We start from the raw sequence: 15,138 nt of genomic DNA on the forward strand, positions 1-15,138 counted from the left end.
AAATGTAAGCTAAGTGTTGCATTTCTGTTTAGATAATGTAATATTTTTCTACAAATGTAAAGGATTGTTACCGGAATTTAAAGTTAACCTAGATAAAAATGAGACAAGAGTTGACAGGTAAACAACGTACAACACAGGAGCGTAAATTAATTGTCCAACAGTGATTTAGCCGCAGTAAAAGTCATGGTAATTGACGACAGCAATACTATTCGACGCAGTGCTGAAATTTTTCTAAAAAATGCAGGGTATGCAGTTATCTTGGCAGAGGATGGTTTTGACGCGCTCTCTAAAATCGCCGATCAGCACCCGCAAATTATCTTTATTGACATTATGATGCCGCGTTTGGATGGCTATCAGACCTGTAGTTTGATTAAACGTAATGATCGATTTAAATCTACCCCAGTCATTATGCTTTCCAGCAAAGACGGTTTGTTTGATCGTGCTCGTGGCCGCATGGCCGGTTCAGATGAGTATCTGACCAAACCGTTTACGCAAGAAACACTGGTGGCAGCTGTTACTGAGTACGTAAAAATTTAACCAGAATAATTCAAAAATAAGGATTCATTATGGCAATAGAAAAAATACTGGTAGTAGATGATTCGGCAACGGATCGTTTTTACTTAACAGAAATGTTGGAAGCTAATAATTTTGAAGTGCAAGCATTAGAGAGTGGCGAGGCCTGTGTAGAGAAAGCGGCTGGATTAGCCCCAGATCTAATCGTGATGGATATCATCATGACAGGTATAACAGGGTTTCAAGCGGCAAGAACGCTGACAAAAGATCCGGCCACAGCCAATATTCCTATTGTGCTCACCTCAGGTAAATTGCAGGTAACAGATTTGGCTTGGGCAGAAAAAATGGGCGCCAAAGGCTGTTTGCAAAAGCCAATTGATAAAGCTGAACTCTTGGCGATTATTGCTAAACTTGGATAGGTCATGGCGGCAAAAAACACACTTAAAAACTACCAAGCCAATATTCTAGAACGGCTGGAAGAAGCTAAAAAAGCGGGCTCAGCAGCACCCGCCGGCTATTTGGGTGTGGTGATTGCCGGTAAAAATGTGCTGGTCAATATGCAGGAAATCAGCGAGACATTACCGATGATGGAAATTTACCCGGTGCCCTTGGTGAAAAGCTGGTTTCTAGGGGTGGCCAATGTGCGTGGCGTATTGTATGCCATTAACGATATTGGGCAATTGATGAATGGCGTGGCCACATTAATCAGCTCAAGTGCGCGCGTGTTGCTCATGAGCGATGAAGTGACTTCGCATGTGGCATTTTTGGTAGAAAAGTTAGTTGGGCTACGCAAGCTTGAAGGAATGCAGAAGGTGACCGATACACTAGAGCATGCGTTTTGTATGCAACATGATGTATATGAAGATCAGGATGGCAATCAATGGATGGTGCTTGATTGTGCTAAGTTGGTGCAATCAAAAGAGTTTATTCAGTCATATTAATATTCGGTACTCATAAAAAATCGTAGGGAAAACAGAGGGATTCAAATGGCGATTAATGTAGGTTTTATAAAAGCAATTCCAGAAAAAGTAAAACAGCTCTTTGCTAAACGAGAGGCTGTATCTGGCGGTAAAACAAGTTACGCCCAGGTGTATTGGCCGGTGATTGGTTTCGTTGTATTTACTGCGTTGGCGGCGTATACGATTCACCAAGTGCGCGTCAACGGACCCGAATTCAACAAGATACAAAAGAACAATGATTTGCGTGCCGATATTTCTCCACCTTCACTCTATGCGGTGGATGCGTTTGCGGCGGCCAATGAAGCTTATGTAGCAACGACCAACGGCGATTATCAGAAACGTGATAAAAAACTGGAAGAAGTAAAGCGTTACGAGGTTGTGTTTAAAGAGCGTCTAGCGTACTGGAAAGCCAACGCGGAAGCCGGCAACATGACTGGCGCATTTGAAGCTGTGGCTAAATCTAACGAGAATTTTTATCGTATCTTTAACAAAGACTTTGATGCGGCGATTAAGTTAGGCGCGATTGCAGCCGCTAAGCCGCTGGCCGATTTAGCCAGTGCCTATGAGGTAAACAAGCAAACAGCCAACACACTTAAATATGAAGTGGAAAAGCTCTCAAGCAAAACATCAGAAGAGGTTTCAAGTTTGCTGGTGAGTATTTTGGCGGCCTTGGTCTTATTGGGCTTGGCGATTGTGTTTGCCATGATTTATTTCGGTATTCGTCAAGTAAAAGCCATTGATACTTCGGTGAAACGTTTGGAAGATGACGGACAGTCCAACCAAATGGCGGTTCTGAATTTGCTAGATGAGATGGGTGATTTGGCGGATGGTGACTTAACGGTACGTGCGCAAGTGCGTGAAAATATTACCGGGGCGATTGCTGACTCCATTAACTATACGATTGATAACTTGCGCGATCTGGTAACCGAGATTACGCGCGCGTCAGAGCAGGTGAACACGGCAACCGCGCAGGCGCAGCAGACTTCAGTATCCTTGCTTTCAGCGACTGAGCAGCAATACAAACAAATTACCGATACAACAGATGCGGTGACCACCATGACACGTTCTATCTTGCAAGTATCGAGCAACGCGAGTCAGGCGTCCGAGGTTGCGCAGCGTTCATTGCAAGCGGCGTCACAAGGGTCTAAAGCGGTACAAAATACGATTCAAGGTATGAACAGTATTCGTGAGCAAATTCAGGAAACCTCAAAACGGATTAAACGTTTGGGTGAAAGCTCACAAGAGATTAGTGAGATCGTGGACTTGATTTCTGACATTACAGAACAAACCAACATTTTGGCGTTGAATGCGGCGATTCAGGCAGCGTCAGCGGGTGAAGCGGGTCGAGGCTTTACGGTGGTTGCGGAAGAGGTGCAGCGATTGGCGGAACGTTCATCCGAGGCGACCAAGCAGATTGGTGCCATTGTAAAAACGATTCAGACCGATACTAACTCTGCGGTAGCCGCGATGGAGAAAAGTACCGAGGGTGTGGTAGAGGGTGCGCAACTGTCTGATGCGGCGGGCCGAGCACTGGCCGAGATTGAAAACGTGACCAACAACTTGGCGCGTTTGATTGAGTCGATTTCATCTGCAACAGAAGCGCAAACGCAAGTAGCGTCTACCGTGACGAAGAACATGCAGCAAATTCAAGAGATTACGACACAAACGACTGAAGGTACCAAAGTAACTGCTACCTCTGTGGGTCAGTTGACTTCGCTGGCGAAAGAGTTGCGTGAATCAGTTGCTGGGTTCAAGCTCGCTTAAGCTGTTGAGATAAATCTATAACTTTTGAGATGAATTTAAGTGTCAAATGATTTTGATATCGGCCCATTAACTTGGGTGAAGGACGAAATTGATAAGTCGCTGCATACTGTTTTAGATAATCTAAACAAGTATGGCGCCAACATCTCGGATACCGCGTTCCTCCGGTACGCGCAAACACATGCCTACCAAGCCAGCGGTGCGCTGGATATGGTGGGGTTGGAAGGGTGTAAGTTTTACTGCGCAACACTGGAAAAATGTTTGTCTGCACTTGAAAAAGGCGAAATTCAAACCACGCCAGAACTCATTGAGCAGTTAATGCATGCAGTCAATGCCTTGTTGGCGTATATCGAAAGCCTGATGAAAGGCGCGCGTGACGTGCCATTGCGCTTGTATGATGCGCTTGCTCCAGTAGCTGCCGCGCATGGGGCACCAATTGAAAAAAGTGATTTATTCTTTCCGGATATCAGCTTATCTGCACCTAAAGATGTCGCTACTCTTGAGATGGACGAAGCGACATACCCTAAATTTATTGCAGAACAACGGCTTGGCTACCAGAAATCGCTATTAAGTTGGCTAAAAAGTAATGATGCAGATGCGCTCGGGCAGATGGTGAATGCGCTTGCCAATGTGAGCCAAGCACAAACACGTAGCGCGCCTAAGTTGATGTGGTGGTCTGCAAGTGCATTCGCACAAAGCTTATATGATTCAAAAATTTCCACGCTGGCCGGTGCCAAACGTATCTGCAGAAAAATAGACCAAGAGCTAAAATTATTGTTGGAGGATGCACCGAAAGCCAATCCTCATATGCTGAAAGAAATGCTCTATTACGTTGCAGAGTCAGACGCTGACTATCCCGCGGTGAGCAAAGCCAAACATCTATTTGATTTGCAAAGTTATATTGAAAGCCCGTTAGATCAGTTCGGTCACGGCGTGATTGAGCAAGCAGAAGTGAATACAGCCTTGCAATTGGCCGAGGTGGTGGCAAGTATTGGCGATGTCTGGAATGAGCTATCCAATAAAATTAATTTTAATGTAGAAGATCGCCAACATACAACGATTTCTATCGACAATATATTGATGACCAAGTGCGCCAATATTTTGGCTGAGCACCAGCCGCTATGTCAGCAATTAAGCCAAGTAGTAGTCATTGATTTGTATCAGGCACTGGCACAAGTCACTGGTTTTTTGAGAGACGGCTCAGGCCAAACCACGCATCCGATCTTAATTGAAATCGCTGCAGGTATTCATCTGCTCGAAACAGCATTGCAAGAATATACAGAGTTGGATGCAGGCAAAATCCAAAAACTACTGTCTGAAATTCAGCGTTTGGAGCATATTGCATCTGGCGCAGCCTATACGCAGCTGGCACAAGACAGAACCAATGAGTTGGATGCTGATACGATTAAAGTAGTGGTGTCACAGATCCAAGAGTCATTAAAACTAGTAGAGCAATCGCTGGATGGTTTCTTTAGGCAATCGGACGATAAATCTGCGCTTGCGCTCACAGTAAAACCGCTTAAAGAGGTGGCTTCTATCTTCCAAATGTTGGATATGGATACGCCAGCCAATATTGCCAAACTGAGCTTGGAGTATATTGAATTTTTCCAATCGCCACAGTTTGTAAGCAATCAAGGCGAGTTTGAACTGCTGGCAGAGAGCTTGAGTATGCTGGGCTTGTATGCTGAAGGCATGCCTAAAGTGCGTCCAGAGTATGAATCAGCCATGGATGCAGCACTGACGAGAATGCGTACTACATTGACGCATGTGGTCAATACTCAATCCTCAACCTCGTTGGAAACTGCAGAGGCTACTGTTGAGGCAGTTGTAGCAGATACTCAGCCTGAGCGCTTAAGTGCCGACACGGCCTTGGATGATGAGTTGTTGGATATTTACCTAACAGAGGCCGAAGAAGTGTTGGCGCATATTGCCAATAATCTGCAGTTACTTAAGGTCAGTGCCAGCCATGAAGCGCTGGTAGAAGTCAGAAGAGGTTTCCATACCTTAAAAGGTAGCGGCCGCACGGTTGGATTAACTAATTTAGGTGAAGTGGCTGGCAAGGTAGAAACGTTTTTAAATGGCGTGTTGGACAATAAGGCTTTGTTAACAAGCGCGCAGTTACAAGAGGTTGAGCAGGTGACCGCTGAATTTGCCGATTGGTCTAACACCCTGCGCGAACAAAAAACGTTGACGTTTAATCCGGAAAAATGGATAGCACGCATTGAAGGCTGGGACAAACCTACTAAAAAAGCGGCGAAGAAAAAAGCAAGCGATGATGTGGTGCTGATAGGGGGCACACGTAAACTGAGTCGCCAGCTATACAATATTTTCTTAAACGAAAGCATGTTGAACATTACTACGCTGGAGCAAGATTTAGCGAATATCAATGCACATGCGATGGCAGTTGCGCCCTCGGATGCTGCCAGACGTGCAGTACATACATTGGCCAGCAATGCATTGGCTGCAGGCTTTACGCACATGGGTGCACTAGGCCGCGCAGCAGAAGCTTGGTTGGATGAGGTTGGCGCGGAATGGTCGCCAGCCAACCACAAGTTGTATACACGTGTGGTGAAATCTGTTGCCAGAATGTGGCAGCGTATTTCTGAGCTCAATGAGCCTAAGGAAGAAAAAGCGCTGTTAAAAGCACTGCAAAAACCAGCCTCTGTTACCAAACGCAGTGCTAAGAAATCTGCAACGCCTGTTGAAGATGCGGCTAATCTGCTAACACCAGATGACACAACAGAGACGATCGTAGAGACTGCTGAAATACCTGCTGAAATATTGCCGAATGAAGTAGAGCCTCTGTCTGTAGCTGAGCCAGAACCTGCAGTGGAAGAAAATGAAATCGTGTTCATCCCGCCAGTGTTGGGAGAAATAGCAGAAGAGGCAGCGGAAGACGCACCTGCGACAATGCCTTGGGATAATACGGCAGATGTCAGCGATGAGCCTGTCGAAATTTATACAGCTGCCGCTTCGGGTAATGATATTTCTGAAGATGGCTCAGATGTACTGGAAGATGTTGAGCACGTCGATGCAGAGATTCTCACTTTGTTCCAAGAAGAGGCAGATGAGTTGCTGCCAATGATTGGCGTTGAACTTAGAGCATGGCGCGCCAGCCCACCAGATTCTGAACATCCGGATGCACTTCAACGTGCCTTGCATACGCTTAAAGGCAGTGCCCGCATGGCAGGTAAACATAGCCTAGGCAATGTTGTGCACAATATGGAAGAGCGCGTAGTACAGGCGCTAAAAACCAAACCCAACGCACAAACGTTTGAGCATTTGTTTACCGATTTAGATGCGATAGGTGTTTATTTTGAAGAAGGCCATTTGCCTGAACACCTCACACAACTGATTCAAGTTGAGAACGAACCTACAGAAGATGCACCGTTAGAAGACGTAGCGGCAATTACGCCAGCGCATATTGATGTAGCGGCGCAAACCATTCGCCACAGCAACCGCAAAACACAGTTCTTGCGTATGCGTGCAGATGTGCTGGACCGCCTGATTAACGAGGCCGGTGAGATTTCGATTATTCGCTCCCGCATTGATAAAGAAGTGATTGGTTTCAAAAATACCTCGCATGATCTGACCGAGAGCGTATCGCGCATGCGTAACTATTTACGCGAGTTAGAGATTGAGGCGGATACACAACTGCAATCACGTTTGACCTTATTGCAAGAAGCCAATGAGAAGTTTGACCCATTGGAATTTGACCGATTCACCCGCTTGCAAGAATTGACGCGCATGATGGCGGAGAGTGTGAACGATATTTCCACCATTCAAAATGGCTTGATTGGCAACTTGGGGCAAGCAGAAGCTGCACTGCAACAACAAACACGTATGAATCGTGAATTGCAACAAACGTTGATGAATGTGCGTATGTTGCCGTTCTCACAACTCTCTGAGCGTATGGATAGAATTGTGCGGCAAACTGCACGTGAGCTGAAAAAACGCGTTGAGTTCACGATTACGGGTGATAAAACTGAAATTGACCGCAGCGTGCTGGATAAAATTGGTGCGCCATTGGAGCATTTGCTGAGGAATGCGGTAGCACACGGCATTGAGTTGCCGGACAGCCGCCAAAAGGCTGGTAAAGCGGCTACTGGTAAATTACGCTTGCATGTGACAGCAGAAAATGACGAGATTCGCATTCAGGTAAGCGATGACGGTGCCGGCGTCAATTTGAAGAAAGTACGTGAGATTGCAGTCAAAAATAAACTGATTGATGCGAAAGCACAGATTAATGACCAAGCCCTCATGGCAGTAATTTTTGAGCCAGGGTTCTCAACCTCTGCCGAAGTAACACAAATTGCTGGCCGCGGCGTGGGGTTAGATGTGGTGCGTAGTGAAGTGACTGGCTTGGGTGGTCGTATCGATATTGATAGCCGTTTGGGCGAAGGGACACAGTTCTTTATTTATCTGCCAGTGACACTCACTGTGGCACAAGTGTTGATGGTGCGCGCTGGTAATACGCAATATGCGATATCTGTGGCCATGATTGAGCAAGCACAAAAAATCAAACAAGCCGAACTTGCAAAAGCAAATGAGACAGGTGAGATTGTATGGGCGGGTAATACTTATCCATTTCACCATATTGCTAAGTTGCTGAATGAGTCAGGCTCAGATGACGCACATACCTATGCATCTGTATTGCTATTAAGAAGCGGTAACTATCGTATTGCATTGCATGTGGATGAAATGCTGGGCAACCAAGAGGTGGTGATTAAGCCAATTGGCGTGGAGTTAGCACGCGTGCCCGGTATTATGGGTGCCACCGTGACTGGCGATGGTAGTGTGATTCTCATCCTTAACCCATTGCTATTAGCCAACCGTGAAGTGCTTGCAGTGGGTAGCGTAAAAGTAAAAGTGCAAGATACGCCTATCACACTCAAGCCAAAAGCGCTGGTCGTAGATGATTCGTTGACCATGCGTAAAGTACTGGGGCGTTTGATGGAGCGTGAAGGCTATGAGGTGTTGGTGGCCAAAGACGGAATGGATGCCTTGCAGTTATTACAAGGCGTGACACCGGATATTATTCTGACGGATATTGAGATGCCGCGTATGGACGGATTTGGTTTGGCCCGTAATATTCGTGACGATGCGCGTACAGCCAACACACCGTTAATTATGATTAGCTCACGTACCGCAGATAAGCATCAAAACTTGGCCAAAGATATTGGTGTGGATGCGTTCTTTGGTAAGCCGGTGCATGATGATGAGTTGATTGCTAAAGTCAACGAGCTGGTCAGTAGAAAGTCTTAATAATCTATTAAAAACAAGTGGTTGTGTATTAACTGCTTGTTTTTCTCCCATGTTATCCAGCAAAAAAACTTTCACTTAATACCTCAATTAATGGGTGTCATTGTGGCCTGACAAAGGTAAAATGTGGGCATGCAAGATTCCGCACTCCAACCCATCACACCTGCCTTTGTGCATTTGCGCTGCCATAGCGAATACTCCGTTTTGGATGGCATTGTACGCATTGACGATTATGTCAAAGCAGCTAAACAAGACGCCATGCCTGCGCTTGCGTTGACCGATTTATCCAACCTATTTGGCGCGATTAAATTTTATAAAGCAGCGCGTAGTGCAGGCATTAAACCTTTGGTAGGCTGTGATGTTTGGATAGAAAATACGACGAATCGCGACCAAGCGCATCGTGTACTTTTTTTGGTACAAAACTTGGTGGGGTACCGCCATCTCTGTGAGTTGCTGAGCAAAGCATATCTAGAAAATCAGTATCGCGGTCGCGCGGAAATCAAGCAAGAGTGGCTAACCGAGGCTAACGCAGGCTTAATTGTATTGTCAGGCTTTAAGCATGGTGATATCGGCCATGCATTGAGCCAAGACAATCTGCCCATGGCTAAAAAGTGTGCGGAACAATGGGTAGCATTATTTCCTAACCGCTTTTATCTAGAAGTGCAGCGTACACATCCGCAAGGGCAACATGGCGCACAAGATAGATTGGTGCAAGCCACGGTGCATCTGGCGCATACATTGGATTTGCCAGTCGTCGCCACCCATCCGATTCAGTTTATTACGGCCGACGACTTTATGGCGCATGAGGCACGCACCTGCATTGCCGAAGGCTATATGTTGGCCGATAGTCGCCGCCCTAAACACTTTACTGAATCACAATATTTTAAAACGCAGGCAGAGATGCAAACGCTGTTTGCGGATATGCCAGAAGCTTTGACCAATAGTGTGGAAATTGCCAAGCGCTGCAACCTGAGCTTAACCTTAGGCAAAAATTACTTACCAGACTTTCCTACGCCCAATCAAGAAAGCTTGGATGTCTTTCTGGTGCAGCAATCCGAACTAGGGTTGGAAACGCGCCTGAGTGCTTTGTATCCCGATGAAAATATCCGTGCACAAAAGCGCGAGAGTTATGAAAAGCGGCTAGGATTTGAGTGTCAAATCATCAACCAGATGGGGTTTGCTGGCTACTTTTTAATTGTGGCGGACTTTATTAACTGGGCCAAGCACAATGGTGTACCAGTAGGGCCGGGCCGTGGTTCTGGTGCTGGCTCTCTGGTGGCCTATAGTCTAGGCATTACCGATCTAGACCCGCTACGCTATAACTTACTGTTCGAGCGGTTCTTGAATCCAGAACGCGTCTCCATGCCCGACTTCGATATCGACTTCTGTCAAGAAGGGCGTGATCGCGTCATTGATTATGTCAAACAAAAATACGGGCTGGCGTCCGTATCGCAAATTGCTACCTTCGGGACCATGGCGGCTAAGGCCGTGATTCGTGACGTGGGGCGCGTGTTGGATTTGCCTTTTAACTTTGTCGATGGCATTGCCAAGTTGATTCCATTAGAGCTTGGCATTACCTTGCAATCTGCATTAGAAAAAGAGCCGCAACTGCAGGAACGTCGTGAAAAAGAAGAAGAGGTGGCAGGCCTGCTTGAACTGGCTTTGCGATTAGAGGGTTTGGTACGTAACGTAGGCATGCACGCAGGTGGTGTGTTGATTGCGCCGGGTAAAATTTCCGACTATTCCCCAGTCTACTGTCAAGCCGATGGCAGCAGCTTGGTCAGCCAATACGATAAAGATGACGTGGAGGCGGTAGGCCTAGTCAAGTTTGACTTTTTAGGGCTACGCACACTGACCATTTTGGACATGGCGTTAGAAAATGCCAATGCACAGCGTGCGCAAGAGAATTTACCGCCATTAAGTTTTGAGACCTTGCCGCTGGATGATAAAAAGAGCTATCAACTGCTCAAGACTTCCAACACAACGGCGGTATTCCAGCTAGAGTCTAAGGGCATGAAAGACATGCTCAAACAGGCCAAGCCGGACTGCTTTGAAGACATTATTGCACTGGTAGCGTTGTATCGTCCAGGCCCAATGGATTTGATCCCGGATTTCTGTCGACGCAAACATGGCTTACAGCGTGTGGAATATCCACATCCGGCGACCGAAGCGATTCTGAAAGAAACTTACGGCATTGCGGTGTATCAAGAGCAGGTGATGCAGATTGCGCAGGTGGTGGCAGGATATAGTCTAGGCGGTGCGGATTTGCTGCGGCGCGCCATGGGTAAAAAGAAACCAGAAGAAATGGTGGCACAACGCGCCATTTTTAACGAAGGCGCACAGAAAAACGGCTTGAACGAAAAGCAAGCCAATGATCTGTTCGACTTGCTGGAGAAATTTGCCGGCTATGGCTTCAATAAATCCCATGCGGCAGCGTATGCACTAGTGGCGTATCAAACGGCTTATCTAAAAGCACATTATCCGGCCGCATTTATTGCAGCCACCATGTCGGCCGATATGAATAATACCGACAACGTACGCATATTCTTTGATGATTGCGCGCCAAACCAAATTGATGTGTTACCCCCAGATATTAACCAAAGTGTGTACCAATTTAAGCCATTAAATGCAAAACAAATGCTCTACGGTTTAGGGGCCGTTAAAGGTACTGGTTTGGCTGCGATTGATTTGATTTTAGCTTCACGCCAACAAGATGGACCATTTTCCGATATCTTTGATTTTTGTGCGCGTTTGGACTTGCGTAAAGTCAATCGTCGCGTCATTGAGTCTCTCATTCGCGCCGGCGCGTTTGATACCATTGAAGCAAATCGAGCAGCATTGTTGGCAACGGTGAGCACAGCAATCTCGGCCGCAGAGCAGAGCAGCTCTCATGCTGGCCAAAACAGCCTATTTGGCGAAGCCTCTGAAACCAAGCATCAATTGCCTGTGGTAGAACCGTGGTTGCCTGAGCAAGCGTTGCTAGAAGAGAAGGCGGCGCTAGGGTTTTATTTAAGTGGGCACCCGTTCTTGGGCTATAAAGAAGAGCTAGCCACGTTTGTGAGGGGCAGTTTGGCCGATTTAGCACCGCAGGAGCAGCCCAAGCTGATTGCCGGCGTGGTCATGGGAGTGCGTATTCGCATGACGCAGCGCGGGAAAATGGCGATTGTGACGATAGATGACGCAGTGGCGCGGGTGGATGTGGTGGTGGGTTCTGAATTACTGAACCAGCATGCATTGTTGATTAAAGAGGATCAGCTGTTACTGGTAGAAGGGCGCATCAGCAATGATGATTTCTCTGGCGGTATTCGCGTGAGCGCACGCAAGCTATTTGATTTGACGACGGCCAGAAGCCAGTATGCCAATATGCTTAAAATTTCTTGCAACGGACAGTCGGATGCACAAAAGCTCAGCGCGATATTAAACCCATATCGCAACCGCAATGCGGATAAAAGACTCTGTCCGGTCAAGATTGAATATCATAATGCACAAGGTCAAGCTAGCCTGATGTTGGGGGATGATTGGCGTGTGGAACTGCACGATGATTTATTAAAGCATTTACATACATGGCTTTCAAAAGAAAATGTAAAAATCCTTTATAATTAACCCCATTTGAATACGAACACCGACACAATGAAAAACAGGCGTCTTACCGATCCTAAATTAAGCTACCTTGATTTTGAAGCCTCGATTGCCGAGCTTGAAAAGCGTATTGAGGCATTGCAAGTTTCACACGATGAGCATGATGCCCTTGATATTTCCAAAGAGCTGGAACAGCTGCAAAAGAAAAATAGTAAGTTGCTGCAAGATACCTATCAAAATCTGACTGCATGGCAAATTTCACAAGTGGCACGCCATCCACAACGCCCCTATACGCTTGATTATATTGACGAACTCTTTACTGAGTTTGAAGAGTTGCATGGTGATCGCGCTTATGCGGATGACCCTGCCATTGTGGGCGGCATTGCTCGTTTTGAAGGTATCCCTGTCATGGTGATCGGTCACCAAAAGGGGCGTGACGTCAAAGAGCGCCAGTACCGCAATTTTGGGATGCCACGTCCTGAAGGCTACCGTAAAGCGCTGCGCTTATTCAAAATGGCCGAGAAATTTGGTCTGCCGATTATTACACTGATTGATACTCCAGGCGCTTATCCTGGTATTGGTGCCGAAGAGCGTGGCCAGTCCGAAGCGATTGCACGCAATTTATATGTGATGGCTGAACTCAAAACACCTATCATCGGCATTGTGATTGGTGAGGGTGGCTCTGGCGGTGCATTGGCGTTGGGCGTGGTCGATCAATTGTTGATGTTGCAATACGCGACTTATTCAGTGATCTCCCCGGAAGGTTGTGCCTCTATTTTATGGAAGAGTGCGACTAAAGCGCCAGAAGCTGCAGAAACACTGGCGATTACTGCAGATCGCCTTAAAGTATTAGGTCTCATCGATGAGATTGTGTCTGAACCTTTGGGTGGCGCACACCGCGAGCCACTGGCGATGATGGAGAAAATGCGTCACGCTATTCGGGTGCAGTTAAAAACTCTGCAAGCCAAAAAATTAGATAAATTGCTTGAAACAAGGTATGCCCGCCTCATGAGTTATGGCAAATTCAAAATTACCGCCAGCAAATAAAAAGCAAATCGCAACGCGTGTAGATACATTTTTTACACGCGTTTTTCAACTCCAGCCACAACCCATCTACCGTGTATTAGTTGCTTTTAGCGGTGGTATAGACTCCACCGTGCTGTTTCATGCCTTGGTTCATTTACAACGCACATTGCAGGCAGATGCGAGCGCACCATTTCAATTACAGTTATCAGCGATGCATGTGCATCATGGGCTCAGCCCAAATGCCAATCTATGGGCCAGCCATTGCGAAACCGTGTGTGCGCAATTTTCGGTTCCATTCGACTTACGCCGTATACATGTAGATAGCCAATCTGGCTTGGGTATTGAGGCCAGTGCCAGAAACGCGCGCTATGCAGTGCTGTACGCAGCTGAGGCTGACTTTATTTGCCTAGCGCATCATCAAAACGACCAAGCAGAAACGCTATTATTACAGTTGGCACGCGGTGCTGGCGCTAAAGGATTGTCAGGTATGGCGGCCATGGACTTTTCTAGACGATTGCTGCGCCCTTTGCTTGAGGTATCTCGTCCGGATATTGAGCGCTATGCCAAACAACATGCGCTGCAATGGGTGGAAGACGAGAGCAATTTAAACCTGCAATTTGACCGTAATTTTATACGCCAGTCGGTCATGCCGTTATTGGCGGGCCAGTATTCTGGCATTGAAAAAACACTAGGTAGAACAGCACAGCATCTAGCAGAAGCCAATATCTTGCTGGCAGAATTGGCAGAAATGGATGTTCGTGATGCGTCACTGGTCAATGCATCTGACAAACAGAGCACGCTGGCGATAGATGGCTTACGTGCATTGAGCGCGCCTAGAGCCAAGAATGTGTTGCGCTGGTGGTTAGAGCTACACGCATTGCCTATGCCCAACACGGAGACGCTCACGCAACTACTGCAACAATTGCTGCATGCCCGTGGCGATGCAGCTGTTTGCGTGAAGGTCGGGCCTCAGCATAGCGTGCGCCGGTACGCCCGTCGTGCCTATGTGGTTATCGAGGAGACGGCTACTGAGCCATTCAGTTACTGGTGGCAGGGAGAGTCCGTTGTACCATTGACGGCGTATCATCGTTTGGTGTTTGAAACGTGTACTGGCAAAGGGATTGCAATGTATCAGCTAGGTGAAACTAAACTGCTGATCAAAACCCGTTTAGGAGGTGAGCGCTTTAAGCCAGAGCTAGGGCGCCCGAGCCGTACCTTGCAGCATGTGTTGCAAGCGCATGCGATTCCACCATGGCAGCGGGCACATTATCCTTTGGTGTTTGCCGCTGAGACTTTGGTGTGTATTCCTAATATTGGTGTGGATGCCAATATGACTGCACAACCCAATGAGCAGGGGCTTTCAATTCGCCTAGAAGCAATTGATTGCTGAGGATGGTGCTGGCTAATAAGCTTTAAGTAGCTTTTTAAGTTGTGGCCATATGTTTTCTAGCACGATTGGCTGTGCTTGTGCCGTGGGGTGAATGCCGTCATCCTGATTTAATGCAGGGTTGCCTGCTACGTTTTCCAGCAAAAAGGGCACTAAGTTGATTTTGAATTGTTGTGCCAAAGAAGAGAATGTTTGCTGAAAGGCTTGGGTGTATTGTGGCCCATAATTAGGTGGGATTTTCATGCCTACCAACAAAACGGTCACTTTTTGCTGCTTGGCCAGTGTCAGCATGCTGCTGAGATTTTGCTGCATTGCGTCTACCGGCAAGCCACGCAAGCCGTCATTTGCACCTAGCGCCAGAATCATGATGGTGGGTTTATGCTGCTGGAGCGCCTGATTTAAGCGTGTCAGCCCACCAGCCGTGGTTTCGCCGCTTACGCTGGCATTCACCACTTGATATGGTAGTCGCTCAGTTTTAAGGCGCTGCGCCAATAGCGTAGGCCAGCCTTGCTCAGTCTGTAGCCCATAAGCCGCAGATAAGCTATCGCCAAATACTAAAATAGTCGAGCTTGCATGGCTGGTTGATGCAACCAATGGCATTAAAACAAGACTAACCCTGAGTACCCAAAACAATAAACGAGATTTCATTGA

Annotated in this window: 9 protein-coding genes; 8 read left to right on the forward strand and 1 reads right to left on the reverse strand. The window is 47.0% G+C overall.

All coding sequences use genetic code 11. The features are described 5' to 3' along the window. Positions 1-183: 183 nt before the first annotated feature. The 8 genes from A3Q3_RS0100390 (at position 184) to tilS (ending at position 14,490) form a co-directional block, all read left to right on the forward strand. Entirely contained in the window at positions 184-537 is a 354-nt protein-coding gene (locus tag A3Q3_RS0100390; RefSeq protein WP_198288921.1) for a response regulator, read from the forward strand. A 29-nt stretch (positions 538-566) separates the two neighbouring features. After that, positions 567-932 (forward strand): response regulator, encoded by a 366-nt coding sequence (locus tag A3Q3_RS0100395; protein ID WP_020181579.1) that lies wholly within the window; start codon positions 567-569, stop codon positions 930-932. Between the two features lie 3 nt (positions 933-935). Further along, entirely contained in the window at positions 936-1,454 is a 519-nt protein-coding gene (locus tag A3Q3_RS0100400; RefSeq protein WP_020181580.1) for a chemotaxis protein CheW, read from the forward strand. Positions 1,455-1,499: 45 nt separating this feature from the next. After that, positions 1,500-3,236 carry a methyl-accepting chemotaxis protein gene (locus tag A3Q3_RS0100405; protein WP_020181581.1) on the forward strand — a complete coding sequence of 579 codons (1,737 nt, stop codon included), beginning with the start codon at positions 1,500-1,502 and terminating at the stop codon, positions 3,234-3,236. A 39-nt stretch (positions 3,237-3,275) separates the two neighbouring features. Further along, complete coding sequence (locus A3Q3_RS0100410; protein ID WP_020181582.1) at positions 3,276-8,498, forward strand: Hpt domain-containing protein; 5,223 nt, start codon at positions 3,276-3,278, stop codon at positions 8,496-8,498. A gap of 129 nt (positions 8,499-8,627) precedes the next feature. Further along, the gene (gene dnaE / locus A3Q3_RS0100415; RefSeq protein WP_020181583.1) at positions 8,628-12,098 is read left to right on the forward strand and encodes a DNA polymerase III subunit alpha; all 3,471 of its coding nucleotides are present in this window, start codon (positions 8,628-8,630) and stop codon (positions 12,096-12,098) included. Positions 12,099-12,125: 27 nt separating this feature from the next. Further along, positions 12,126-13,121, forward strand: a complete 996-nt coding sequence (locus A3Q3_RS0100420) for an acetyl-CoA carboxylase carboxyltransferase subunit alpha (protein WP_020181584.1) — start codon at positions 12,126-12,128, stop codon at positions 13,119-13,121. Continuing rightward, a complete protein-coding gene (gene tilS, locus A3Q3_RS0100425; protein WP_020181585.1) occupies positions 13,090-14,490 on the forward strand; it encodes a tRNA lysidine(34) synthetase TilS in 1,401 nt (466 codons plus the stop codon). The genes A3Q3_RS0100420 and tilS overlap by 32 nt, the downstream gene beginning before the upstream one ends. A gap of 12 nt (positions 14,491-14,502) precedes the next feature. On the opposite strand, the gene A3Q3_RS0100430 is transcribed toward tilS, so the two are convergent. Then, on the reverse strand, positions 14,503-15,135 hold the full coding sequence (locus A3Q3_RS0100430; protein WP_051086406.1) for an arylesterase: 633 nt from the start codon (positions 15,133-15,135) through the stop codon (positions 14,503-14,505). Between the last annotated feature and the right edge of the window lie 3 nt (positions 15,136-15,138).

The organism is Methylotenera sp. 1P/1 (genome assembly GCF_000384355.1).
GTDB lineage: Bacteria > Pseudomonadota > Gammaproteobacteria > Burkholderiales > Methylophilaceae > Methylophilus.